Annotated in this window: 21 protein-coding genes; 5 read left to right on the top strand and 16 right to left on the bottom strand. The window is 58.6% G+C overall.

Annotated features, from left to right (window positions below; all coding sequences use genetic code 11):
• The first annotated feature begins 95 nt into the window (after positions 1–95).
• Genes dgcB through etfB form a run of 3 tightly spaced genes read left to right on the top strand, consistent with a single transcriptional unit; the run spans position 96 to position 4,048 of the window.
• Entirely contained in the window at positions 96–2,042 is a 1,947-nt protein-coding gene (gene dgcB, locus AC3ITY_RS30405; RefSeq protein ID WP_489306564.1) for a dimethylglycine demethylation protein DgcB, read from the top strand.
• On the top strand, positions 2,042–3,262 hold the full coding sequence (gene etfA, locus AC3ITY_RS30400; RefSeq protein ID WP_007985970.1) for an electron transfer flavoprotein subunit alpha: 1,221 nt from the start codon (positions 2,042–2,044) through the stop codon (positions 3,260–3,262). Before dgcB ends, etfA begins: the two co-directional genes overlap by 1 nt.
• 15 nt (positions 3,263–3,277) lie before the next feature.
• Positions 3,278–4,048: an electron transfer flavoprotein subunit beta gene (gene etfB / locus AC3ITY_RS30395; protein WP_489306563.1), complete on the top strand. Its 771-nt coding sequence runs from the start codon at positions 3,278–3,280 to the stop codon at positions 4,046–4,048.
• Positions 4,049–4,107: 59 nt separating this feature from the next.
• On the opposite strand, the gene AC3ITY_RS30390 is transcribed toward etfB, so the two are convergent.
• From AC3ITY_RS30390 to AC3ITY_RS30330, 13 genes are all read right to left on the bottom strand, one after another.
• Positions 4,108–6,045, bottom strand: a complete 1,938-nt coding sequence (locus AC3ITY_RS30390; RefSeq protein ID WP_489306562.1) for a secretin N-terminal domain-containing protein — start codon at positions 6,043–6,045, stop codon at positions 4,108–4,110.
• A 19-nt stretch (positions 6,046–6,064) separates the two neighbouring features.
• A complete protein-coding gene (locus AC3ITY_RS30385) occupies positions 6,065–6,568 on the bottom strand; it encodes a hypothetical protein (RefSeq protein ID WP_489306561.1) in 504 nt (167 codons plus the stop codon).
• Positions 6,565–7,122, bottom strand: a complete 558-nt coding sequence (locus AC3ITY_RS30380; protein WP_489306560.1) for a GspMb/PilO family protein — start codon at positions 7,120–7,122, stop codon at positions 6,565–6,567. Before AC3ITY_RS30380 ends, AC3ITY_RS30385 begins: the two co-directional genes overlap by 4 nt.
• A 6-nt stretch (positions 7,123–7,128) precedes the next feature.
• Positions 7,129–7,677, bottom strand: a complete 549-nt coding sequence (locus tag AC3ITY_RS30375; protein ID WP_489306559.1) for a hypothetical protein — start codon at positions 7,675–7,677, stop codon at positions 7,129–7,131.
• On the bottom strand, positions 7,674–8,408 hold the full coding sequence (locus AC3ITY_RS30370) for a hypothetical protein (protein ID WP_489306557.1): 735 nt from the start codon (positions 8,406–8,408) through the stop codon (positions 7,674–7,676). Before AC3ITY_RS30370 ends, AC3ITY_RS30375 begins: the two co-directional genes overlap by 4 nt.
• Positions 8,389–10,026: a GspE/PulE family protein gene (locus tag AC3ITY_RS30365; protein ID WP_489306556.1), complete on the bottom strand. Its 1,638-nt coding sequence runs from the start codon at positions 10,024–10,026 to the stop codon at positions 8,389–8,391. Before AC3ITY_RS30365 ends, AC3ITY_RS30370 begins: the two co-directional genes overlap by 20 nt.
• A gap of 6 nt (positions 10,027–10,032) precedes the next feature.
• Positions 10,033–11,217, bottom strand: a complete 1,185-nt coding sequence (locus AC3ITY_RS30360; protein ID WP_489306555.1) for a type II secretion system F family protein — start codon at positions 11,215–11,217, stop codon at positions 10,033–10,035.
• Positions 11,214–11,678 (bottom strand): transglycosylase SLT domain-containing protein, encoded by a 465-nt coding sequence (locus AC3ITY_RS30355; protein WP_108229745.1) that lies wholly within the window; start codon positions 11,676–11,678, stop codon positions 11,214–11,216. Before AC3ITY_RS30355 ends, AC3ITY_RS30360 begins: the two co-directional genes overlap by 4 nt.
• Before the next feature lie 2 nt (positions 11,679–11,680).
• On the bottom strand, positions 11,681–12,121 hold the full coding sequence (gene gspG / locus AC3ITY_RS30350) for a type II secretion system major pseudopilin GspG (RefSeq protein ID WP_489306553.1): 441 nt from the start codon (positions 12,119–12,121) through the stop codon (positions 11,681–11,683).
• A 225-nt stretch (positions 12,122–12,346) separates the two neighbouring features.
• Positions 12,347–13,861, bottom strand: a complete 1,515-nt coding sequence (locus AC3ITY_RS30345; RefSeq protein WP_489306552.1) for a lytic polysaccharide monooxygenase — start codon at positions 13,859–13,861, stop codon at positions 12,347–12,349.
• A gap of 77 nt (positions 13,862–13,938) precedes the next feature.
• Positions 13,939–14,460, bottom strand: a complete 522-nt coding sequence (locus AC3ITY_RS30340; RefSeq protein WP_489306551.1) for a type II secretion system protein — start codon at positions 14,458–14,460, stop codon at positions 13,939–13,941.
• Positions 14,461–14,836: 376 nt separating this feature from the next.
• Positions 14,837–15,226, bottom strand: a complete 390-nt coding sequence (locus AC3ITY_RS30335; protein WP_489306549.1) for a type II secretion system protein — start codon at positions 15,224–15,226, stop codon at positions 14,837–14,839.
• Positions 15,201–15,710, bottom strand: coding sequence for a type II secretion system protein (locus AC3ITY_RS30330; RefSeq protein ID WP_489306548.1), 510 nt, complete (start codon positions 15,708–15,710; stop codon positions 15,201–15,203). The genes AC3ITY_RS30335 and AC3ITY_RS30330 overlap by 26 nt, the downstream gene beginning before the upstream one ends.
• 267 nt (positions 15,711–15,977) lie before the next feature.
• Between AC3ITY_RS30330 and AC3ITY_RS30325 the strand changes: the two genes are divergently transcribed.
• Positions 15,978–17,198 carry a retropepsin-like aspartic protease gene (locus AC3ITY_RS30325; protein WP_489306546.1) on the top strand — a complete coding sequence of 407 codons (1,221 nt, stop codon included), beginning with the start codon at positions 15,978–15,980 and terminating at the stop codon, positions 17,196–17,198.
• A gap of 788 nt (positions 17,199–17,986) precedes the next feature.
• On the opposite strand, the gene gbcA is transcribed toward AC3ITY_RS30325, so the two are convergent.
• Positions 17,987–19,282: a glycine-betaine demethylase subunit GbcA gene (gene gbcA / locus AC3ITY_RS30320; protein ID WP_046039375.1), complete on the bottom strand. Its 1,296-nt coding sequence runs from the start codon at positions 19,280–19,282 to the stop codon at positions 17,987–17,989.
• A 282-nt stretch (positions 19,283–19,564) separates the two neighbouring features.
• Here gbcA and gbcB point away from each other — a divergent pair, with 282 nt between their 5' ends.
• Positions 19,565–20,665, top strand: a complete 1,101-nt coding sequence (gbcB, locus tag AC3ITY_RS30315) for a glycine-betaine demethylase subunit GbcB (RefSeq protein WP_489306545.1) — start codon at positions 19,565–19,567, stop codon at positions 20,663–20,665.
• A gap of 113 nt (positions 20,666–20,778) precedes the next feature.
• On the opposite strand, the gene AC3ITY_RS30310 is transcribed toward gbcB, so the two are convergent.
• A complete protein-coding gene (locus AC3ITY_RS30310) occupies positions 20,779–21,603 on the bottom strand; it encodes an SDR family oxidoreductase (protein ID WP_489306544.1) in 825 nt (274 codons plus the stop codon).
• 611 nt (positions 21,604–22,214) lie between these two features.
• Positions 22,215–23,255 carry a threonine aldolase family protein gene (locus AC3ITY_RS30305; RefSeq protein WP_489306543.1) on the bottom strand — a complete coding sequence of 347 codons (1,041 nt, stop codon included), beginning with the start codon at positions 23,253–23,255 and terminating at the stop codon, positions 22,215–22,217.
• Positions 23,256–23,386 lie beyond the last annotated feature (131 nt).

Genomic DNA, 23,386 nt, shown 5'->3' with positions numbered 1-23,386 from the left:
GGTTTTTCGCGAGCAAGCTCGCTCCTACAAGGAATCGGGCAAGGCATCCAGGTAGTTTGGCCTGCAAGACCCTGCGGTCTTTGGGAGCTTCACCTATGTTGAACACCCTTCTTCCAATCCTGCTGTTCGCTGCCCTGGGCCTTGGCGTCCTCGGTGCTTTGCGGCGGGTGAATATGTGGCGTCGGGGCCGCGCCTCGAAAGTCGACCTGATCGGCGGCTTGTTCGCCATGCCCAAGCGCTACATGGTCGACTTGCACCATGTGGTCGCGCGGGACAAATACATTGCCAACACCCACGTCGCCACGGCCGGCGGTGCGGTGGCGTCCATCGTGCTGGCGATTCTGGTGCATGGTTTCGGCCTGCATAACCGCTTCCTCGGCTATGCGCTGCTGCTGATGACGGCAGTGATGTTCGTCGGCGCGATCTTTGTTTACCTGCGTCGACGCAACCCGCCGTCGCGTCTGTCGAAAGGCCCGTGGATGCGCCTGCCGAAAAGCCTGTTGGCGTTCTCGGCCTCGTTCTTCCTGTTGACCCTGCCGGTGGCGGGCATCCTCCCGGAAAACTTCGGTGGCTGGCTGTTGGCAGCAATTCTCGGGGTTGGCGTGTTGTGGGGCGTGTCGGAACTGTTCTTCGGCATGACCTGGGGCGGGCCGATGAAGCACGCCTTCGCCGGTGCGCTGCACCTGGCCTGGCACCGTCGCGCCGAGCGCTTCGGTGGCGGTCGTTCCACGGGCCTCAAGCCTCTGGACTTGAGCGACCCGACCGCGCCACTGGGCGTGGAAAAACCCAAGGATTTCACCTGGAACCAATTGCTTGGCTTCGACGCCTGCGTGCAGTGCGGTAAATGCGAAGCAGCGTGCCCGGCCTTCGCTGCCGGCCAGCCGCTGAACCCGAAAAAACTGATTCAGGACATGGTCGTCGGCCTGGCCGGTGGCACCGACGCCAAGTTCGCCGGCAGCCCGTACCCAGGCAAACCCATCGGTGAACACGCCGGTAATCCGCATCAGCCGATCGTCAACGGTCTGGTGGATGCCGAGACCCTGTGGTCGTGCACCACCTGCCGTGCCTGCGTCGAGGAATGCCCGATGATGATCGAGCACGTCGATGCCATCGTCGACATGCGCCGTCATCTGACCCTGGAAAAAGGCGCGACCCCGAACAAGGGTGCCGAAGTCCTGGAAAACCTGATCGCTACCGACAACCCGGGCGGCTTCGCGCCGGGCGGGCGGATGAACTGGGCGGCTGACCTGAACCTCAACCTGCTCAGCGAAAAGAAATCCACCGACGTGCTGTTCTGGGTCGGCGACGGCGCCTTCGACATGCGCAACCAGCGCACCCTGCGCGCCTTCGTCAAAGTGCTGAAAGCAGCGAAAATCGACTTCGCCGTGCTCGGCCTCGAAGAACGCGACAGCGGTGACGTGGCCCGGCGCCTGGGTGACGAAGCGACCTTCCAGTTGTTGGCCAAACGCAACATCCAGACCCTGGCCAAGTACAGCTTCAACCGTATCGTCACCTGTGACCCGCACAGCTTCCACGTGCTGAAAAACGAGTACGGCGCCTTCGATGGCAACTACCTGGTGCAGCACCACAGCACCTACATGGCGGAAATCATCGATGCTGGCGCGCTCAATCTCGGTCAGCACAAAGGCGACAGCGTGACCTACCACGACCCGTGCTACCTCGGCCGCTACAACGGCGAATACGAGGCACCGCGTCAGGTGTTGCGCGCCCTGGGGATCGAAGTGAAAGAGATGGAACGCTCCGGCTTCCGCTCGCGCTGCTGCGGCGGTGGTGGCGGCGCGCCGATCACCGACATTCCCGGCAAGCAACGCATTCCCGACATGCGCATGGAAGACATCCGCGAAACCGGCGCCGAACTGGTGGCCGTGGGTTGTCCACAATGCACTGCGATGCTCGAAGGCGTGGTCGAACCCCGGCCGATGATCAAGGACATTGCCGAACTGGTGGCCGACGCGTTGCTGGAAGAAGCCGCGTCCAAGCCCTCTACACCGGCCCAGCGTAAACCCGCGGAGGTGCACTGATGAGCGACATTATCCGCCGCGACCCTCGGGCCGAATGGATTGCCCGCAACCGGCTGCACCCGCTGCACGCGGCCATGCAACCGGCGCAACACAGCTGGATGGGGCCTAACGGCGTCATCCGCAAGAATCCCCATGGCATTGGTTTTATCGGCCCCAATGGCATCAAACGCATCGACCGCAGCGGCGCTCAACAGGGCGGGGCGACCAAACGCTCGGCTGCTGTTGAAGTGCAACTGCCATTGCATCAGGTGGCCGCGCCGGCATTTTACATCAGCGTGGTGCCGGACATGGTCGGTGGTCGCTTGAGCAGTCACGACCGCGACCTGCTGGGCCTGGCCCATCAGCTGGCCGGCAAGGACGGCGCAGTGCTGGCCGTGGTGTTCGGCGAGCACAAGGAAAACGCTTTCGCCACGGCGGGCGTCGACCGCCTGCTGGTGCTGGAAGGTGAAGAATTCAACGGTTATGCACCGGAACAACGGGTCCAGGGCCTGCGGGCTGTGGATAACCAGTTCAGCCCGCGTCACTGGTTACTGCCGGACAGCCGCAGTGGCGGTGGCGAACTCGGCCGACGTTTTGCCGCGGCACTGGGCGAGCGCCCGGCCACGCGGGTCTGGCAGGTCAAGGATCAGGAGTGCATCGGTCGTGCCGGCGCGGGTCTGCAAGACCTTGCCCGTCCGCTAGCGCGATTGATTCTGGCGGCTGCCGAGTGCGCCGAACCGGTCAGCGAAACCCGTCACGAAGCCTTGCCGGTGGAGTTATCCACAACCGTGGCGCGCAGCCTGTCGCGGATCGAAGATCTGGGCGCGGTGGCGGTGGACCCAGCGGCAATCCCCATGGCCGAAGCCGAGTTCATTTTCTCCGGCGGCAACGGGGTCAAGGACTGGGGACTTTTCCACAGGACCGCCGAAGCCCTCGGCGCGACCGAGGGCGCATCGCGGGTGGCGGTGGACGACGGCTTCATGGCCCGCGACCGTCAGGTCGGGGCATCCGGCACCTGGGTCACCGCACGGGTCTATGTGGCGGTGGGGATTTCTGGGGCGATCCAGCACCTGCAAGGCATTGGTGCCTGCGACAAGGTGGTGGCGATCAACCTTGATCCTGGCTGCGACATGATCAAGCGCGCGGACCTCTCGGTAATCGGCGAGAGCGCGGAGATTCTTCAAGCCTTGATCGAGGCGGTAGAGGCTTACCGCAACGACGCCAAGCGCGATGCGGCTTAAGGGAAGGAAAGGGTTATGAGCACGAAAATCATCAGCCTGGTGTCCATCGGCGCCCACCCGACGTCCGGTCGGCCGCGTCGCGCGGAGCAGGATGCGCGGGCGGTGGAACTGGGCCTGCAACTGGCTGGGGATAACTTGCAGGTGCTGCATGCCGGCGACATTGCCGAGCCTGCCTTGCGCGCTTACCTGGGCATGGGGCTTGAGCTACTGCATGTGCTGGAACAACCGCAAGGCGCCGATGCGCTACCGGCGCTGACCGACTATTTGCGTGATGCCGGGGCGCAGGTGGTGTTGACCGGCAGCCAGGCGGAAACCGGTGAAGGCTCGGGCATGCTGCCCTTCCTGCTGGCCGAAAGCCTGGGCTGGCCGCTGGTGGTGGGACTGGCGCAGGTCGAGTCCATTGATGGCAGTTCGGCGCTGGTGCTGCAAGCCTTGCCCCGCGGTCAACGCCGTCGGCTGAAGGTGCGCCTGCCGTTTCTGGCGACGGTGGATAACGCCGCACCCAAGCCTCGGCAGAGTGCTTACGGCCCGGCTCAACGCGGCGTGCTGCAAGCACAGGACGTCGAGGTCATCGACGATGAACTGCTCGCGGTCGCCACCCTGCAACCGGCCAAGCCACGGCCCAAGCGCCTGAAGGTGATCAAGGCCAAGAGCGGTGCCGACCGCATGAAAGCCGCGACGGCCAAGGCCAGTGGTGGAGGCGGGCAGGTGCTCAAAGGCGTGACGGCCCAGGCCGGCGCCGAGGCGATTCTGAAGTTGCTGATAGAGGAAGGTGTGGTTCGCTGACGGATCACCAACGCAGATCCATAGATGTGGGAGCGCGCAAACCCGCTCCCACATCAGATTCAGGGTGTATTCGGACCAGGAGCGGCTGCCGGCGGTACCGCTTGCTGTTCCAACGGTGGGGGCAACGGCTGCCAGGTGGCGTCCGGTTGTTGCATTGGCGGTGGCAGCGGTGCACTCAGGGTGCTGGAGCCGCCACTGGATTTGAGTGTGAGGCTACTGCTCGTATCACGCAGGATCATCCCTTCGGTGGAACTGCGCGCCTCGGTACCGCTGTGGAAGGTGCTGACCTGGGAGATCGGCAGATCCAGATTACGTTCGATTCGGGGTGTGAGTAGCAGGATGATTTCGGTCTTCTGCTGGGTGCCCTGATTGGTGCCGAACAAGGTTTTACCCAGCCACGGGATTTGGCTCAGCCACGGCAAACCCGACCCCTCATCAATGTCTGCCGTGCGGATCAGCCCTGAGACCACCTGGGTTTCATTGTTGCGTGCCGTCAGCATGGTCTTGGTGGAACGGGATCCCAGCTCAAAGGTGGCCGGAACATTTTCCGAACCAGGGATACGTTTGGTGATGTGGCTCATTTCTACAAACAGATCGAGACTGATTTCGTCGGCCAGGCTGATATTGGGCTGCACTTCGATTTTCAGGCCCACGTCCTGATAGCTCACTGACGAGGTACTGATCTGGTTGGTGGTAGTGGTAGTGATTACGGGGATCTTGTCACCGATATTGACCTGAGCCTTCTCGCGGTTTTTCACCCGAACCCTTGGGTTGGCCAGCGTCACGGTGTTTCCGCTGCGTTGTAGCAGGTTGATTCGTGCGGAAGTACTCCCGGTGTCCAGCAAAATGTTATCGCCATTGATCCCCCGCAATGCGCTGATGGGCGTGCCGGCGAGACCTTCAGGCAAGTTGGCAAAGTTGCCTACCGACAGTCCGATGCTCTCTGGGTAGGCGATCCCCAGGTTCTGTTCGTCCGCCAGGCTGACCTCGAGCACCTGAATATCAATGGTCACTTCCGACTGGGCGATGTCGATGGCTTCCACCAGCTTTTCGACGGCGCTCAACGTGTCGAGACCATCGCGCACAATCACTGCATTGAGGCGTTCATCCACCAGTACTTCCTTGGGCTTGAGCAGCTGCTTGATTTCGGCGGCGATCAGCTTCGGGTCGCTGTGGCTCAGGTAGAAGGTGCGCACCGCCAGCTCACGGTATTCGCGATCTTTTTCCGGGCGTGAGGGGTACACCAGGATGGTGTTGGCGTTGAGGATTTTCTTCTGCAGTTGCTGGGTTGCCAGCAGCAGATTGAGTGCATCTTCAGGGGTGGTTTTGGTGGCTGTCATGCTGGCGGCGGCATTGGGGTTCACGTCCTTGTCGATGACGAAGTTGACCCCGGACACACGGGCGATGGTCTCGAAGATCGCCGTCAGGCTCTGGGAACTGAATTCCAGGCTCACGGGTTTGCGCATGGCTTCACTGAGGTCGGGGCTCAGGTTGTCGGCACTCACCAGTTCGCGGGTCAGGGCATTGCGCAGCTCCAGGGCCGCACGATAGTTGGGTTTTTGCGCGATGATCTGGCGCACCAGGTGGAGGGCTTCTACCGGGTTGCTGTCTTTGATCGCAAAAGCCCGAGCCAATTGCGGGCGTAGTTGCTTCATTATCTGGATGCTCTGGATTTCCTGGCGGGCGCCGAGGTTGCTGGGGTCGTACTTGAGGATGGTTTGCATGGCGGCGATGGCCGCGGCGTCATCACCACGCATCAACGCTGCACTGGCCTCGCGGCTGTATTGGGCGACCAGTATTTCCAGTTTGCTGAAGTTGGCGGTGCGCAACTGCACGTCTTCGGGATTTTCCTTGGCTTCGGCTTGCAGCAGTTCTACCGAATCCACGATTTGCCCTTTCTGGCGCAGTTCGTCGCTTTGCTCGATGGCGTGTTGCGTCTCGCAACCGGTCAGCAGGATCAATCCAAAGCAGCAGTGAACTAATGTGCGCGTTGACATGAGCGTTCTCTTTGTCCCGTCACGGGTAGGTACCCAGGTGTAAAGTGCTGACGTGCTTCATGGGCAAGTACGTCAGCACCACGCGGGTGTCAGTCAATTTGTCCAGTCGGTAGTCCTTGTCGAGCATGCCGCCTGGCCGAATCCGGCCCGGTACCGTGCATTGGTTGCATAAGGTGTATTGCTTGCCGTTACGTCTGAGCACGACGATCTTGGCCTGGTTTTGATAGCGCCATTGCGCACTGATAACGAACGGCAGTGGTGGCGGTGTCGGTGTCGGGTTGCTGACGACCGAGGGCGCAGGAGGCGGCCTCCAGGTTTGTATCGGGAACACGTCCACCACGGCACCGGGTTCAGCAACTCGTGTGTTCTTTGGCTCAGACGGAGGAGGGGTGGACACTCCGGGCATGGCTGCTGCGGGGGATGTTGGCGTGTCGGGACTGCCCGTCTGATCCTCCCAGAACAACCAGCCGCAACCGAACAGGGTGAGCAGCAGCAAGATCCGCAAATAGAGTGGCACTTTCATTCAATCACCCCAATTACGCTCAATTTGAGGTTGATGGTCAGTTGCGCAGCGTCGATCTCCTTGCGCTCCAGCCTGAGGTTTTCGATACGCACCGCCGGCTCTTGCACCACGGCGGCCAAGGCCTGACGTAGTGCTGGATAAGTGCCGGCCAGAGGAATTTCGATGTCCAGGCGTTGAAGTCCGCTATCGCCCGGCGTGGAGTAGGAAAGGGTGGTCTGATCGATACTGAAACCCTGTTGCTGAATGAGCGTCAGGATCTTTTCCAGGCGAGTCGCGAAGGCCTGGGCACTGGGTAGTTTTTCTACCACTGCCGGATCAGTGACCTGCACATCTTGAGGGCGTTCGGCGATAGCTGCCTGCAGCTCCTGACGACGCAGGGCGTCCTGCTCAAGGGACGGGACAATCAGTGTCAGTTTGATCACCAGTGTGCCGGCCATGGCCCCAAGGGCGAGCACACCCCAGAAACCGAGAGTCTGCTGCCAGTGCATCAGCCGCCAGCGCAGGCGTGGTAGCCATTGAGCGAGGCCGGGAAGCTGACGAGTCAGGCGCTTCACCACGGCTTACCCGCCGCCAAGGGTGAGCTTGACCAGCACCGGCCGTGCCGGATCGTTGGTCTTGCGGCTGCTTTGTTGCAGGCTCACGTGAACATCATCCAGGGCCTTGAGCCGCTCGACAAAGCGAAACGCGTCGCCCAGTACCCGAGCTTCCAGCTCCAGGTTCAACAGTTGGGTTTGGGTATTCACCTCCAGACGAGTCAGGGCTATGTCGTTGGACCATGCCTGGCCCAAGGCATCGAGCAGTGGGAAAGGGGTGACTGCTTGCTGGCTGAAGATCACCAGCTGTTTTTTTTGCTCGGGCGAGAGGTGGATGGCAGCTTGAATCAGTTGTTCCTGTTGTCGGGCCAGCTGGATGAATTGCTGCTCCAGTTCGTCGGTCTGTCGCTGCTGATGCTGCATCTGTTGCCAGTGTTCCCACGTCGTGAACATCACCATCAGGGTGATCAGCCAGAGCAATGCCACAAGGGGACGGCGGGTGGTGCCGGGGTGTAGAAAATCGATCATCGGCGAGCGCACAGCCCGCAGGCGTTGCCAGCGGTTTCGCAGATTCATGGTGCCGGCTCCATCAACCACGGGTGGGGTGGTCCCAGCCAGTGTTCTGGTGGCTCAATGGGGCGAGGGGTTGCGATAAAGGATGCTGGTGCGTGTTGTTCAACCAGCAGGTTTGCGGTGAACAGGTTATCGCTCAAAAGGCTGTCGGGAGCGGTGTGTATCAAACAGACCTGGCTGATTGCCCCATGCTGCATGTAGACGCAACCGAGGGCGTTGGTTTCAGGCACCGCCAACACACAGTCACCAGGCAACTGTATGCGGTAATACTGCAGGGCTGCCGTCAACAATGGTGCACAGGTTCCCAAGGGCAGGGCCTTGAGTTTGAACAGGGTGCGCAAGTCTTCCAAAAGGTCCAGAGGGGTGGCCACCGCAAGGCAGCTGTGACCGAAGCCAGCGTGGGCGACCTGCACCTGCCAAGGGAGCGGGTCAATGCCGGTCTGCTGATTGAAGCTCGCCCGGGCGTAACCTTGCCAATCGGCCTGGCTGTACAGGCCGGCCTGCCAAGGCAGTATCCAGTAATGCACGTGTGGAAAACCGAGCAGCACCGTGACCCGGTCCAGATAACGCAATCGTCCTCGTGGTGCCTGCTCCAGCAGGGTGGCGCAAGCACCCAGAGGCTCGCCGTCCTGGTGACTGCGCCAGGCTGGCCCCATTTTCCAGCGGGGGCGAGCGGCCCAGGTGGCGCCGGTGCTGTGCAGCAACACCACATGCTCAATACAGAGAGATGACACGGTGAATTTCCTTGAGTGTGGTGTGACCGGCGGCAGCGCTCGCCAGTGCGATATCGCGGATAAACAGGTGGCCGGATTGCTGCGCCAACTCCCGCAGGGCAGACGCCGAACTGCGTTGCAGCAATCCCTCCTTGATGCTGTCGGTGACAGCCAACACTTCGGCCAGGGCCAATCGCCCGCGATAGCCGGTATGACGGCAGGCTTCACAACCTTTGCCGATCCGGTAGTGGCCTTTGTTCAAGTGCAGGTGCGAGAGCTTCGCAAGTCGCGTCAGTTCGGCATCGGGCTCGACTTCCACGGCGCATTCTTCGCATATGCGTCGTACCAGTCGCTGTGCGACCACGCCGTTCAGCGCCTCGACAAAGCTGGCCGGCTCCACGTCCATGTAGATGAAGCGCTCCAGCACGCTGAAGGCGCTGTTGGCATGCACCGATGACATCACCAAGTGCCCGGTCAGAGCAGCTTGCACTGCAATGCCGGCAGTCTCGCCGTCGCGGATTTCCCCCACCAGAATCGTGTCCGGGTCATGGCGCAGAATCGAGCGCAGACCGCGTGCGAAGGTCAGGCCTTTTTTGTCATTGACTGGAATTTGCAACACGCCCGGTAACTCGTACTCCACCGGGTCCTCGATGGTGATGATTTTTTTCTCGCCGGTGTTGGTCTCCGACAAGGCGGCATACAGGGTGGTGGACTTACCGCTGCCGGTCGGTCCCGTCACCAGCAACATGCCGTAGGGTTCGCTGGCGAGGGCGCGGATACGCTCGATGGTATCGGCGGCCAGCCCCAGGGAATCGAGGCTCAGCGATTCCCCCCGCTGCGACTTGTCGAGGATGCGCAGCACTGCATCTTCCCCGTGGATACTGGGCATGATCGATACCCGGAAATCCACCTCGCGAGCCTGAATTCTGGCCTTGAAACGACCGTCCTGGGGCACCCGTCGTTCGCCGATATCCAGCTCTGACAAGACCTTGATCCGCGACAGTGACTGCTCGGCCATGTCCAGCCCGGCGGCTTGTCCCATCTTTTGCAGCACGCCGTCGATGCGGTACTTGATCTCCAGGCCCTGAGGAGTGGTTTCGACGTGAATATCGCTGGCGCGACTTTGCAGGGCATCGAACAACATCGAGTTGACCAGGCGCACCACCGGGTTGTCGTCGAGGGCGATGCTGCTCAGGGATATCTCCTGGGCGGTCTCCATCACTCGGGCATTTTCGTCGTCTTCGCCGAAGGGTTGCATGACCCGTTGGCTGGTTTCGGCGAGGGTCAACTGCTCTTTCACCGCGCCCGACAAGCTCATGGCCAGTGGCAGTGGCTGCAACGTTTTCGAAGACTGAATCCAGCGACGGCTGGCCAGTGAAAATGGATCCCCCAATACCAGACAGGGTTCACCTTGCCAGTCCACCACCAGCACCTGATGGATCAGCGCCTGGGGCAGTGGCAGGAGGTCGAAGCGCCAGTGGTTGGCGAGATTCTGCGGCTCGATGGCCTTCAAGCCCAGCCGGGTGGCAAGCGCCTGCAATTGCTCGGGTGCCTTGTCCAGGATCTCCAGCAAGTAATTGGCTAGCGATAGCCCTTGCTGGTCGGCCAGTGCCTGCCATTGCTGGATTTGATCACTCATGGCTTTTTATCCCTGGATTGAGCCCGCCAGCTCGAAAATCGGCATGTACAACATGAACACAATCAGCCCGATCAAGCCGCCGACCACCAGCATCAGCAGCGGTTCGAAGACCTTGCTGAACAATTCGATGGCCCGTTCGAGCGCTTCGTCGTGAAATTGCGCGATGCGCTCGCACATTGCCGCCAATTCACCGCTTTGCTCGCCCACCCGCAACAGGCGTTCAGCGACAGCGGTGGTCAGTTGATGGCGTGCCAGAGACGTCGACAGAGGTTGGCCGGCCTGGATGTCGGTCATGGCCTGGCGCAGTGCGCCCTGGCGCTCACTGGGCAGCAGCGTACCGGACAGCTCGATCGCCGTGACCACTGGCATCCCGCCCATCAACAGCATGCCGGCGGTACGATAAAACCGGGCGAGGATAAACAGCGTGCGTTGGGCACCCAGGCTCGGGATTTTCCAGAATAGTGCGGCGGCCCGGTGCTTGAAGGCGGCGCTGCGCAACAGCAGCGCCAGGCCGGCGACAGCAGCCAGGGTGCCAAGTATCAGCTCCATCCCACGCGCTTGCACCAGTGCGCCCCACCAAACCATGAACCGGGCAGTGGCCGGCAGATCGGCTACCGCATCGAATACCGAGGCAAATCTGGGGATCACAAAAAACAACAAGAACAGCAGGATCAGCGCGCCGACACTCAGTACCACCAGGGGATACATCAGTGCACCGCTGACGCGCTTCTTCACCGTTTCCAGATGCGCCTCAAAGTGGTGATAACGGCGCAAGGCGACGGACAACTGGCCGCTGTGCTCCGAGGAAGCCACGGTGGCGATCAACAGCGAAGGGAAGGTCTGTGGCTTGAGCTGCATCGCCCGGGACAGTGCGTTGCCTTGATACATTGATTCCAGCAGTTCACTCATGACCTGCCGATTGACGCCGGGCTCTGCCTTGTCGCGCAAGGTTTCCACCGCTTCTACCAGCACCAGGCCGGCGTCCAGCAGTACCACCAGTTCCTGGATGAACAGGCCCAGGGCAAATTTTGCGCGACGGCTGGGCAGTTTCAACTCACGACGCGCTTGCACAGAGATGATCTGCGTACCGTCGTCCTGCAGTTGCCGGCGTGCCTGCGCAAGGTCCGGAGCCTGGACGCGCAGGGTCTGCAAATGGCCATCGCGGATGATGCGCGCGTCGAAGTCGATCATGGTGTTTGCCCGGCCAGTTGTTGGCGGCGCCGCTGCAGTTCGCCGTAGTAACGCCAGACGGTGGCGGCGTAGCGCGAGCGACGGGCATCGCGCCCGGGGCGCGTACCGGCGTTATAGGCGCCGACGGCTTGCCAGTCGTAACCTTTCTCGCGGATGAACCCGGCGAGCACCCAAGCGCCGACGATCACGCTCGTGCAGGGTTGAGTCAGCAGGTGTTGTTCGGTAATGCCAAACTGTGCCAATGCCGGCAAATGGCGGCTGTTGATTTGCATCAGGCCGATGTCATGGCTGCCGTCGCTGTTGAGATTGCGGGCGGACGGGTTCAAGCCCGACTCAACCTTGGCGATGGCGTAAAGCAATAATGGGTCTATGTGGTAACGGCTGCCCGCCAGTTGCCAACAATTGGCGTGTGCGCCGTTGATCAAAAACAAAGCGCCCAGTGTGAGGACGAAAGGGTGCATGTTCATTGGCCAAACACGATGTCAGCGTTAGTCCCTTCGCCGCCGGCCTGGCCATCGCGGCCAAGGGAGATAATTTCGATCTCGTGGGCTGCGCCGGGGTTTTTGAACAGATAGGGATTATTCCACGGGTCTGGTGGTGCGCTTTTAGGCAGATAAGGGCCATGCCAATTGGGTTCGGAGGCCGGGCGTTCGGTCAGCGCTTTCAAGCCCAGGGCCTCGCTGGGGTAATGAGCGTTGTCCAGGCGGTACTGATTCAAGGTATCGCCCAGGGACTTCATCTGGCCTTTGGCGGATTGCACCTTGGCCAATTCAAGTCGATCGAACATCTTGGGGCCGACGTAACCGGCCAACAAGGCGATGATCAACAGCACGACCAGCAGCTCCAGCAAGGTGAAGCCGTGCTGCGGGTGCAACGTGCGAGGGGGTAAAGATAGCGAAATCATGGCGATACCTTTTGGGAGTGCCTGGGTAAGGCGGTTTTACTTTTTACTCTCCCGGCCCAACTGCAGAGGGGCACTTCCGGTAGGACTTCGTTTTGTGTGAACTTCAAGTAATTGAATATGTTTTTGTGATTGATTTTTTTCGGAAAAGTTAACCAACAATTTACCCCGCCAATATAAGCGCCACATAAACATGCGGCGCTTATAGCGAGACATCGGGTCTTGGCTTTACATTTTGTCCCAAGCTTGCTCCCAAGCCCTGCCTACACCAGGTTCGTATGCATCTGCTGGTCCTTTACACCAGCCGGTATACGGCCATGGTTTGCACTTATAATTACTGCCTTTATTGGACACAATATTGCCCGCTGCGTACTCCTTACCATCTACCCATTGTTCAGGATTACCGCCACCTGCCGGATTAATGGTCACAGGAAATTCAGCCTGGCTGGTTTTCCCGTTTTGAGCATCGCGTATGTTCAACCGTACAGTGTGTTGTGCTGGTTGCGGTACGGTGAAGGCCTTGAATGTAACGCTGTCGCCATCCAATTTGTCGGTCTCGCCAGCAGGTGCCCAAGTAAAGCCCAACTTGCCGTTGTACCCGATTGAGGACTGGCCAGAAAAGGTATAAGTCTGGCCCGACACTAATGAGCCAGGCCCTGTAATCCGGGCTACCGGTGCCGTTGGATTGACAGGCGTTTCACCACCACCAGGGATGATGGACATGGCTTTGGTGTAAACCTCGTTGGTTGCATAAACAGAGTTGGCACCTGAGTTGGTTGTGTTGAAGACCACATTGCTGCCGTTTTTTTCACCTATTTTGGCGATGTTCGAGCCCACTTGCTCAGCCACCTGACGACCCCAGACATTCTTGTTCAAGTTGCTTTGGTCGATCTTGTGGGTGATATCAACGATTTCCTTGGCCGCCGGCGTATCGTCCATGATGCGGAAGTGCACGGAGTCCCCTGGCTTGAGGCGATCCATATCGGAACCAATAAATGGACCCAGATCATGTAGTGGATCCGGTGTCCCACCACCGGCAATGGTGATGTCGCTGCAGTTGTAGAAACCTTCGCCATCCGGATCGATTCGCTGCCAGCGGGTATAGAGTACGGCATCGCCTGTGCGGCCAGGGGGAATCGCTACGTTGAACGTAAAGTAACCGCTCGCCCCTGGAATTTTCGGTGGATTGCTGCCCCAGTCCTTTTCGTATTTTTCCATCCGCTCTTCATGGATCAGTAGCAGGTCACTCCATTTCAGCGGCGTTGTGGCAGCGTTGTAGGCAGGCTTGCTCAGGTAAATTTTCACAAAGCTGGGAACATGGGGGGCGGTGCCAATAATTCGCACCTCAATGGAGCCGTTTTTGGGTGTTACTGTTGTCTTGTGCCACGTGGCCAATGGCAGGTTCAGACCATTCTTAAGTGAGTCAGCTGCCGAGCAGAGTTGGCCATCCGGTATCAATTTTTCGACAGTGCTCTGATCGTTGTAGTCGTAACCGTCTTTACTTTTTATCAGTTTGGCCACTTCGTTCCATTGTTGTCCCGGATATGTACCGCTCTCTTCGTGCACAGCTTTACAGGCCGGATCATTGGTGCCCCCCCAGAAATTCGGAAGCGTATAACAATGAACCTGCCGTGAAGCGGGAATATCCACCGCGCCATGGGCCCAGATCAGCGTGGGTACCAAGAACGTTGCCGCCATCGCCCACCCAAGCAGGTGTCGCATTTTTCGCTGTAGATTCTTCATTTTTGTGTCCACCTTCAATTCAGCTAAATGTGTTCCGAACTGCATGGAACAATCAGGGTAAGTTGTTGCGGTAGGCTTTATCCGGTTGGTTGAGCTCCATTGGGCGTGACGCTTTTTGGAGGGTTACTCTGTCCAGGGCCGTACAGAAACATCCACCCTTGATAACTGCCTTGTCCTGAGAAGCTTTGGTTTTCCCTTGAAAAGTTACTTTGCTTGAAAGGCGTTCCCTTTGCGGTGCTGAAGACGCCCATGATGGTGTCGCCTGGGCCCTGGATCAGGCCCCACTCGGTGGTGCCGAGCAGAGGGTCCTCATAGACCCGGCGCAAGTAGCGATTGATAGTGGGCAGGCGGCGGTCCAGCAACAGGTCGTCGAGGGTTTTGGGAAAGGTTTTACCGTGCTGGTAATACAGGCCGATGGCCCGACGTATTTCTCCGCCTCGGGCCAGGAGTTCCAACTCACGCTCGCGTTGCAGCACACTGGACCAAAGCGTGCCCGCCTCCATCAGCATTACCGCGACAATCGCAACTGAAACCAGCATGCCCATGAACACCGAGCCTTGCTGGCGCTGCCTACTAGCCTGCATAGGGAGTTCCGTCATTACGTTGGCCTGAAACACAATTGCACCGTTTATGGGTAATAGTGCTGGTGTTGTCGTTGCTAGAGATCTTTTCGTGTGCTCGCGTGTTTAATAGAAAATCTCGAGCATTAAATAGCTCAATAGTGTTTTTTATATGAGCAGTCGAAGTGTATTTTTCTATTGGCATACTTATTTCGCTCTACTTGGAGTGAGCTCGAAAACTGCAAAAGTTAAATCCTGTAACAAATAGATACGCCAAGCGAGCATCTTCCACCAGCTGTTAGAAATAACAGTTACGACGAACGGTTGTGTGAAGATAGAAGAGGAAGACAGGGCGTCGCGACGGGGAAGTTGTTGAACGCCGGGTGCCTATTGCAGGCGCTGGAGTTAGTGCTTTTTACCAATCTGAATACGGCGTTCCGTCATTACCTTGACCTTTGGCACCGCTGCGCACATCACCCAGGCCTTGCTCATCGGATGCTTGTAGTTGCCAGGTGTCACGCTTGCCGGTAAGGGGGTCGAGGGGGATTTCCCGCAAGTAACGACGGCTGACGAGTTCCTGGAGAGAGTCGGGGCTCTTGCCGTGATCTTCACGATATTGGTCCAGCGACTGGCGCAGTGAAACCAGGTTATGCCTAAGCACGGTTTCCTGGGCCTTGGTGTGTTGGCGAAAGTATTGGGGAGTGACGAGCGTCATGAGGGTGGCAATGATCGCCATGACCACCAGCAGTTCGATCAGGGTGAAACCACGTAAGTTGCTGCTACCATTGACTGTAAGGCGTTCCATTTAAACTCTCCCGTTGGCTGCGGGATGAAACGTCAAATACATCTTCTCCCTCGGATGGATTGTCGGGACTGCTTCGGTAACTGCGCAATTGCCAGGTGTCAATTGGTGAAAGTTCGGGGCACTCGCACACCGGGTCGCGGGGGATACGGCGCAAAAAAAATATCTTTTGGCCTTTGATATCACTCTTGTCCGTGACGCCCTGGACTAATACTTGCAAATTGGGAGGGTAACCACTGGCACTGATGCTTTGTTCAATTCGCTTGTCATCAGCGGCTTCTTTATAAGAATCAATCGCCCGCCGTATTTCCCGCAATGAACGTTGCAGTTCGAGTTCCCGGTCGCGTTGTCCCATCACCGCCGTCAGCGGATAAGCTACTGTCGAAAGAGTGGCTAGCAGAGCCAACGTCAGTAGTAATTCAATCAGCGTAAAACCTTTGGCGCAGTGATGGCGAGGCGCTATCAATGATAGCTTGCCGTGCCACATCACCGTTTAACCTCCATGCCTGCCAAGGACTTCTTCAATAACCCAGGCAATTGAAATTAACTGCTTGCCTGAGTGTAGAACAGGTTTTGATAGGGCAGTGCTACTTGAGATGAAAGGTGCAGACCTCACATTTCAAGCCTCGCGCTGCAACTGCCAATGGGGTGAACTACAGTTTTCATGCGCTGTTTAAGGGTGCAGCACGGTTTCGGGATCATTCAGACATTCAGCGCATACTTAAAAAACCCGGTTTTTATGAATGGGCTGGATATGAATGCGTTCTGTCGGTGCCTGATGTTCTTTGCAGGCTTCATGTGTTTATCGCCGGAGTTGATGGCTGCCCCCCAGGCAAAAACTTCTGACACCCCTGCTGCGCTCGATCCGGATTTTTATCAGTGGATAACCTCCGAGCAGGGACAGAGGGCGTCTCTGACGCAGCTGAGGCAGCGATGTGACAAGGTGCTGGACGCTGCGAAGAACCTCAGCTGTTCCGTCTCCGTCTTCGCCAGAATGCTGGAGGCCAAAGCCGCCAACCAGATCCCCGAATACTATCTGGCGATCAAGGAAAAACATGCACGAGCGATCGAAGCCAACGCCGATCTGAAACCACTGTTTTCCACGTTTGGCCACCAATCGCTGGCGATCCTGGCGGCGACCGGAAACTTTTCCATAAGCGGTTCGACACAGCATGAAGTGCTGCGCATCCATCCGTATGCCAACGACGCTTATGTCGCTGACGAGGTGCTGCCCTTTATTGATGTCGATGGGGCCAATGGTGCATCGGCGCGTTTTGTTGTGGATACCGGCGCACCGCAAACCCGCGTCAACGTCGACACCGCGAAACAGATGGGCATCCAACTGTTGCCCGATGCTTACTATCGCTACAGCACCTTTTATGGCGAAAAGGGCTTGGCCGCGAGGCTGGGCATTCTCGGGTCGCTGAAAGTCGGCACCCGTGAGTTCAGGAACGTCCTGGTCTTTGTCAGCGACCGGGATAATCTGTTGGGGCTGGATCTGATCAGCAAGCTGGGGCGCTTGAAGATAACCAGCAGAATACTGGAGCTAAATCCGCCGCTTGCCACACGCTGTGATGCGTCGATTGTCGTCAGCCGCCTGGATCTCAATCAACGGCTGGTGGTGGCCGCACAGTTGGATCGTCGGGCAACGCAGGCCATCATCGATACCGGAAATGTCGACTACCTGACGGCCTCGTCGCCCGGCAGGCAGCTCAGTGTTGTGCAGGCGCTGACACCGGGAAGCACGAGCGTTTACATCGGCGACAACAAGCGCTTTCAACGCTTCGACGGCGTATTGGCCCTGCAAGGCAACACCATGGCGGTCACCTACAAATACTACCCGGGCTTTACCATCCCGCCGTCGCTGATAGGCGGGCAATACGTCCCGTCGATATTGCTCGGATGGCGCGCCTTCAAAGACTTTGAATTGAACCTGGATCTGGATTCAGGACGCTCATGCCTCAATAAAATCTGAACAACTTCGGTGTTTACCCACAATCCCTGTTGGTGGTTCTGTGGATAACATGTTCGCCCCTCGCTACACCCCATACAAATCAAGCCTTGCAAGCCGTCGTTCAAAAAACAACCAGCCTTGTTCGTGTTTTTTCCAAGATTTTTCAAGGGGATAAGTGCTGCTGTGGATGCAGACTTGCCCCCAATCTCTGTTGGCGCTTCTGTGGATAAGATGTTTGCTATCGGCTGTAGGCCTTATAAACAGCGGCTTTCATGGTTGTGATCAAAAAATGATCAGTTGATGGTTGTGAACCGTAGAATTCCATGCAAACACCGGTTTTTTGCGGGTTGTAGCGGTTTTCCACAGAGCCTTCGAAGTTAACCCCAAAGTCTGTTGGCGCTTCTGTGGATAAGGTGTTTGCCGTCCTCTGGAAGCCTTGCATTCCGTACCTTTCAGGCTCCTGATCAAAAAATGACCAGCCCGGTCATGGAAGCATGCTTCTGGATAAGTCACGGTTTTTCTTTGGTTTTTGTGGAGAAAATTTTCAGCATTTCCACAGTTGTCCCCAATAGCTGTGGGTGGAGATGTGGATAACTTGTTCGCGGAAGGCTGGGAGGTGCGGCGGGCATAGGCCTGAACGAGATAGATCATATTTCGTACAGTTCTAAGTAAAGAGAGACTTAGTGCGGGCAAGCCCCTTGTAGGAGCGAGCTTGCTCGCGAAGGTCGTGAACGATAACGCGTAAAACCAGATGCCCAGCGGTGGCCTCGAGTTTTTCGCGAGCAAGCTCGCTCCTACAGGGGAGAGCTTCAGCCGCTAACCGGGACACCCTTGAGGTACGGCGCAGGCTCGGCCCCCAGGTTGCTCAGCAGACGCTCGCTGTACCAGTCCACGAAGTTCACCACGCCAAACTCATAGGTCTTGGAGTACGGGCCAGGCTGGTACGCGGTGGAGTTGATGCCGCGCTGGTTCTCTTCGGCCAGGCGACGGTCCTGGTCGTTGGTGGCGTCCCAGACCTGGCGCATGCGCTCCACGTCGTAGTCCACGCCTTCGACCGCGTCCTTGTGCACGATCCACTTGGTGGTGACCATGGTTTCCTGGGCGCTGATCGGCCACACGGTGAACACGATGATGTGGTCGCCCATGCAGTGGTTCCAGGAGTGCGGCAGGTGCAGGATGCGCATCGAGCCCAGGTCCGGGTTCTGGATGCGGCCCATCAGCTTGGCGCAGCCCTGTTTGCCGTCCATGGTCATCGACACGGTGCCCTTGAGCAGCGGCATGCGCACGATGCGGTTACGCAGGCCGAAGCTGGCGTGGGCGTAAGGGATCTTCTCGGCTTCCCAGGCAGCGGCGGAGGCGGCTACGTGGTCCTTGAACGCCTGGTCGGCGCGCGGGTCGGTGACGTCGTCCCATTCCAGCAGGGTTTTCAGCAGCTCCGGGTGCGACGCGTTGCAGTGGTAGCACTCGCGGTTGTTTTCCAGCACCAATTTCCAGTTGGCCTTTTCCATCAAGGTGGTTTGCACCGCCACCTTGGTGTTCTCCATGTCGTACGGTTCCATGTAGTGGTTGAGCGTCGACAGGAAGTCATCGATGGCCGGCGGGTTCTCTGCCAGGCTGATGAAGATGTAGCCGCCGGCGGTCTTCACGTTCACCGGCTTGAGGCCGTACTCTTTCATGTCGAAGTCGGCGCCCATTTCGGTGCCGGCGAACAGCAGGCGGCCGTCGAGTTCGTAGGTCCACTGGTGGTAGTGGCAAACCAGCTTGGCGACCTTGCCCTTGTCGCTGGTGCACAGGCGCGAGCCACGGTGGCGGCAGACGTTGTGGAACGCATGCACCACGCCTTCGGCGCCGCGGATCACGATGATCGGGTTCTTGCCGATCTGCAGGGTCAGGTAGTTGCCCTTGGTGGGGATCTCGCAGGTCATGCCGGCGATCAACCACTCTTTCTGAAAGATTTCCTGCATGTCGATATCAAACAGGCGCTCGTCGGAGTAAAACGGCTGCGGCAGCGAGAACGTGCGCTCGCGCTCTTGCAGCATCTGTGCGGTGGCCTTGCGTGCGGGTTCCAGCGGATCGCCCAGGCTCAGGGTAGTAGTGACGTCCATCATTTAATCCTCAAGGCCATTCTGTGTGGCCGGCGAATAGTGGCTACGGTTGTGCGACGCAAGACAAAAAACAGCAGTTATCTGTTGAGGCGAGTGTGGGGCCGGCGCTGCCCGGAACCTTATCCATGGGCGACATGGTGCAATCTGTTCCCGACGCGCAAGCCCCGGTAGTTGGGGGCTGGTCGCGATAAGCATGTCAATGTCGCAGATAGGTAAATGGATGGTTCGCGCTATACGCAGAATCGCCAACATGAAGGCCGACAGTCGGCCGTGGAGATCAGCATGTCCAACAGCTTCCTGAACCCGGTAACCACCCAGACCTGGGCCAATGGTCGACACATCGTCCGTTGCGTCAAAGTCATCCAGGAAACCTGGGATGTGCGCACCTTTTGCTTCATGGCCGACCAGCCGATCATGTTCTTCTTCAAGCCGGGGCAGTTTGTCACCCTGGAGCTGGAGATTGAAGGCCAGCCGACCATGCGTTCGTACACCATTTCCAGCTCGCCATCGGTGCCGTACAGCTTTTCGGTGACCATCAAGCGTGTACCGGGCGGCAAGGTTTCCAACTGGCTGCACGACACCCTGCACGAAGGCCAGGAGCTGGCAGTGCACGGGCCGGTCGGGCTGTTCAACGCCATGGACTTCACCGCGCCGAAGGTACTCTACCTAAGCGGCGGCGTTGGTATCACGCCGGTCATGTCCATGGCGCGCTGGTTCTACGACACCAACGGCAATGTCGACATGGTGTTTATCCACAGCGCCCGTTCGCCTAAAGACATCATTTACCACCGCGAGTTGGAGCACATGGCGTCGCGGATCGACAACTTCAGCCTGCACCTGATCTGCGAGAAGCACGGCATGGGTGAGCCCTGGGCCGGTTACCGCGGTTACCTCAACCACAGAATGCTTGAATTGATGGCGCCGGACTTCCTTGAGCGCGAAGTGTTCTGCTGCGGCCCGACACCGTATATGAATGCGGTCAAGCGCTTGCTGGAAGCCGCTGGCTTCGACATGTCGCGTTATCACGAAGAATCCTTCGGTGCGACCCCGCCAGAGGCGCGCGCTGACGCCGTGGAACACGCCGAACAAGCGGCCGAGGCACCGGAAGTCGACGCCGCGGATTTGCATCAAGTGGAATTCACCACCTCCGGCAAGAGCATCCGCGTGGCCCCGGGTGAGACCGTGCATGCAGCGGCGGCCAAGGTCGGCCTGATGATTCCGAAAGCCTGCGGCATGGGGATTTGTGGGACGTGCAAGGTGTTGAAGCTGGGCGGCGAAGTGGAAATGGACCACAACGGCGGGATCACTGAAGAAGACGAAGCGGATGGGTTCATTCTGTCGTGCTGCAGCGTGCCGAAAGGCGATGTGCGGATCGAATATTGATTCGGGATCCCTTGTAGGAGCGAGCTTGCTCGCGAAAGCGGTATGTCAGACGCAAAGATGTCGATTGACCTGACGCTTTCGCGGGCAAGCCCGCTCCTACAATGATTGGTGTTTCAATCCACAAACAGATCCGTCATCAGCTTGTCGCTGCTGTCGGGCGCGAACCGATAGTGCTCGAACTCCGTCACACCGTGTTCTCGCAGTATTTCCTCATCAATCAGCAAACGCCCGGTCAAGCTGCGGTTTGCGCTGCTCAGAATGACGTGGGCGGCATCGGCCATGATCGTCGGCAGGCGCGCATGCTTGAACGACTCGCGCGATCCCAGCTGAAACTCGATGGCGGCTGTGGCAATCATCGTCTGTGGCCACAGCGAGTTGACGCTGATGCCGTAGTTCTTGAACTCCTCACTCATGCCCAGGGTCAGCATGCTCATGCCGTACTTGGTGACGGTGTAGGGGCTGTACTGGGCGAACCACTTGGTGGCCAGGTTCAGCGGCGGGGACAGGTTGAGGATGTGGCCGCTGGACTTCTTCAGGTACGGCAACGCAGCCTGGCTGCACAGCAATACGGCGCGGGTGTTGATCTGGTGCATCAGGTCAAAGCGCTTGAGTTCAAGGTGCTGGACCCCGGTCAGCTTGATCGCCCCGGCGTTGTTGATCAGTGCATCAATGCTGCCGAAATGTTCGTTGGCCTGGGCCAGCGCCTCACGGACGGCATCCTCCTCACGTACATCTACCTGCAAGGCCAACGCCTTGCCGCCCGCGGCTTCCACTTCCTCGGCCACACTGAAAATCGTCCCCGGCAGCTTGGCGTGGGGTTCGGCGCTTTTGGCGGCGATCACGATGTTGGCGCCATCGCGGGCGGCCCGCAGCGCAATCTCGCGGCCGATGCCGCGACTGGCGCCAGTGATGAAAAGGGTTTTGTCTCGCAATGACATGTACACGCTCCTGATTGTTGTTATATGAGCGGACGAGCTCGACAGAGAATGTAGACGAAGCTTGATGGCGCGAGCGGACAAAAGTGACCTTCACCCTTTGGCAGCGGTCGTTTCGGGATCCGCGAAGTGTTGTAGTGGGTAAGGTGGAACGGAGGGCGCTACTGCAGAAGACGTCTGATGGGCTCCGCGTCTAGAGTGCTTTGACGCGGAGCATTGGAGCGATAATTTACGGCCTTTCTGAGGAGACCTCGATTTTGTAATTATTTGACATCTGTTGCACGAAAACCTTTTTTACAACAATGGATTCTGAATTGTCGTGATGTTTAATTGTGTCGCCGATGTTCACAATCTTTAAAAATTCATCTCTTTCAACTTCTTTGGCAGTACTTGTCAGAAGCACACCTTGTGTTTGATCGTTCATTTTGATCGCTCTCTACTGGAACAGCGTTTGCGCCGAATGTTCGACGGGCCTTGTTCCTGAAAGACTGCGTAACCCTTTCAGGTGTTCCGACGATACGCCAGCGTTGCAGAGCAGTTGAACTGTCAGAAATAACAGTTCTGATGAGCGGCGCGACGCAATCCGGATGCGCCTGCCGCTGCTGGTGCCAGATTCAGGCACTCATCACTTCACGAATATCTTTCGCCAGTTCCCGCACGCGCTCTTCCTCGGTGTCCCACGAGCACATGAAGCGTGCGCCGCCGTTGCCGATGAAGGTGTAGAAGCGCCAGCCCTTGGCGGTCAGTGCGGCGATGGCCGGTTCCGACAGTTGCAGGAACACGCCGTTGGCCTGTACCGGGAACATCAGCTCCACGCCGGGAATGTCGCTGACCAGTTCGGCGAGCAATTGCGCGCAGTGGTTGGCGTGGTTGGCGTATTTGAGCCAGGCGTCGTTTTCCAGGATCCCGACCCACGGCGCCGACAGGAAGCGCATCTTTGAAGCAAGCTGCCCGGCCTGTTTGCAGCGGTAATCGAAGTCTTCGGCGAGTTTGTGGTTGAAGAACAGAATCGCCTCACCCACTGCCATGCCGTTTTTCGTGCCGCCAAAGCACAACACGTCGACGCCGGCCTTCCAGGTCAGGTCGGCCGGGGTGCAGCCGAGGAAGGCGCAGGCGTTGGAGAAGCGCGCGCCGTCCATGTGCAGGTTCAGGCCCAGTTCCTTGCAGGTGGCGCTGATGGCGCGGATTTCGTCCGGGGTGTAGACGCTGCCGACTTCGGTGGCCTGGGTCAGGGTCACGACGCGGGGTTTCGGGTAGTGGATGTCCTGGCGCTTGAGCGCGACCTCGCGGATCGATTCCGGGGTCAACTTGCCGTTTTCAGTGCGGGCGATCAGCAGTTTGGAGCCGTTGGAGAAGAATTCCGGGGCGCCGCATTCGTCGGTTTCGACGTGGGCGGTTTCCGAGCAGATCACGCTGTGGTAACTCTGGCACAGCGACGACAGCGCCAGCGAGTTGGCGGCGGTACCGTTGAAGGCGAAAAACACTTCGCAGTCGGTATCGAACAGTTTGCGGAATCCGTCGGAGGCGCGGGCGGTCCACTCGTCGTCGCCGTATGCGCGCTGGTGGCCGTGGTTGGCCTGTTCCATGGCCGCCCAGGCTTCAGGGCAGATGCCGGAATAGTTGTCGCTGGCGAATTGTTGGCTCTTGTCGGTCATGGCCTGCTTCCGTGGTCGAGATGCCTATGGTGAAGCGTCCCGTGGTCAATGAGGGTGCGCACTGTACCCAAGATCGTCAGGTGGAGCGCACAGGATGTCGCTGTCAGGAACATACACAGTCGAAGGGCAAT

The sequence above is a fragment of the Pseudomonas sp. GL_091 genome, from assembly GCF_057837725.1.
Note: the sequence above shows the minus strand (reverse complement) of the source record. Positions and strands in the feature narration are given on the sequence as shown.

Excerpts from the sequence above, each read along its gene's own strand:
- dgcB (WP_489306564.1), top strand. The coding sequence starts at position 96 with ATGTTGAACACCCTTCTTCCAATCCTGCTGTTCGCTGCCCTGGGCCTT.
- etfA (WP_007985970.1), top strand. The coding sequence starts at position 2,042 with ATGAGCGACATTATCCGCCGCGACCCTCGGGCCGAATGGATTGCCCGC.
- etfB (WP_489306563.1), top strand. The coding sequence starts at position 3,278 with ATGAGCACGAAAATCATCAGCCTGGTGTCCATCGGCGCCCACCCGACG.
- AC3ITY_RS30390 (WP_489306562.1), bottom strand. The coding sequence starts at position 6,045 with ATGTCAACGCGCACATTAGTTCACTGCTGCTTTGGATTGATCCTGCTG.
- AC3ITY_RS30385 (WP_489306561.1), bottom strand. The coding sequence starts at position 6,568 with ATGAAAGTGCCACTCTATTTGCGGATCTTGCTGCTGCTCACCCTGTTC.
- AC3ITY_RS30375 (WP_489306559.1), bottom strand. The coding sequence starts at position 7,677 with ATGAATCTGCGAAACCGCTGGCAACGCCTGCGGGCTGTGCGCTCGCCG.
- AC3ITY_RS30365 (WP_489306556.1), bottom strand. The coding sequence starts at position 10,026 with ATGAGTGATCAAATCCAGCAATGGCAGGCACTGGCCGACCAGCAAGGG.
- AC3ITY_RS30360 (WP_489306555.1), bottom strand. The coding sequence starts at position 11,217 with ATGATCGACTTCGACGCGCGCATCATCCGCGATGGCCATTTGCAGACC.
- AC3ITY_RS30355 (WP_108229745.1), bottom strand. The coding sequence starts at position 11,678 with ATGCACCCTTTCGTCCTCACACTGGGCGCTTTGTTTTTGATCAACGGC.
- gspG (WP_489306553.1), bottom strand. The coding sequence starts at position 12,121 with ATGATTTCGCTATCTTTACCCCCTCGCACGTTGCACCCGCAGCACGGC.
- AC3ITY_RS30345 (WP_489306552.1), bottom strand. The coding sequence starts at position 13,861 with ATGAAGAATCTACAGCGAAAAATGCGACACCTGCTTGGGTGGGCGATG.
- AC3ITY_RS30340 (WP_489306551.1), bottom strand. The coding sequence starts at position 14,460 with ATGACGGAACTCCCTATGCAGGCTAGTAGGCAGCGCCAGCAAGGCTCG.
- AC3ITY_RS30335 (WP_489306549.1), bottom strand. The coding sequence starts at position 15,226 with ATGGAACGCCTTACAGTCAATGGTAGCAGCAACTTACGTGGTTTCACC.
- AC3ITY_RS30330 (WP_489306548.1), bottom strand. The coding sequence starts at position 15,710 with ATGTGGCACGGCAAGCTATCATTGATAGCGCCTCGCCATCACTGCGCC.
- AC3ITY_RS30325 (WP_489306546.1), top strand. The coding sequence starts at position 15,978 with ATGAATGCGTTCTGTCGGTGCCTGATGTTCTTTGCAGGCTTCATGTGT.
- gbcA (WP_046039375.1), bottom strand. The coding sequence starts at position 19,282 with ATGGACGTCACTACTACCCTGAGCCTGGGCGATCCGCTGGAACCCGCA.
- gbcB (WP_489306545.1), top strand. The coding sequence starts at position 19,565 with ATGTCCAACAGCTTCCTGAACCCGGTAACCACCCAGACCTGGGCCAAT.
- AC3ITY_RS30310 (WP_489306544.1), bottom strand. The coding sequence starts at position 21,603 with ATGTCATTGCGAGACAAAACCCTTTTCATCACTGGCGCCAGTCGCGGC.
- AC3ITY_RS30305 (WP_489306543.1), bottom strand. The coding sequence starts at position 23,255 with ATGACCGACAAGAGCCAACAATTCGCCAGCGACAACTATTCCGGCATC.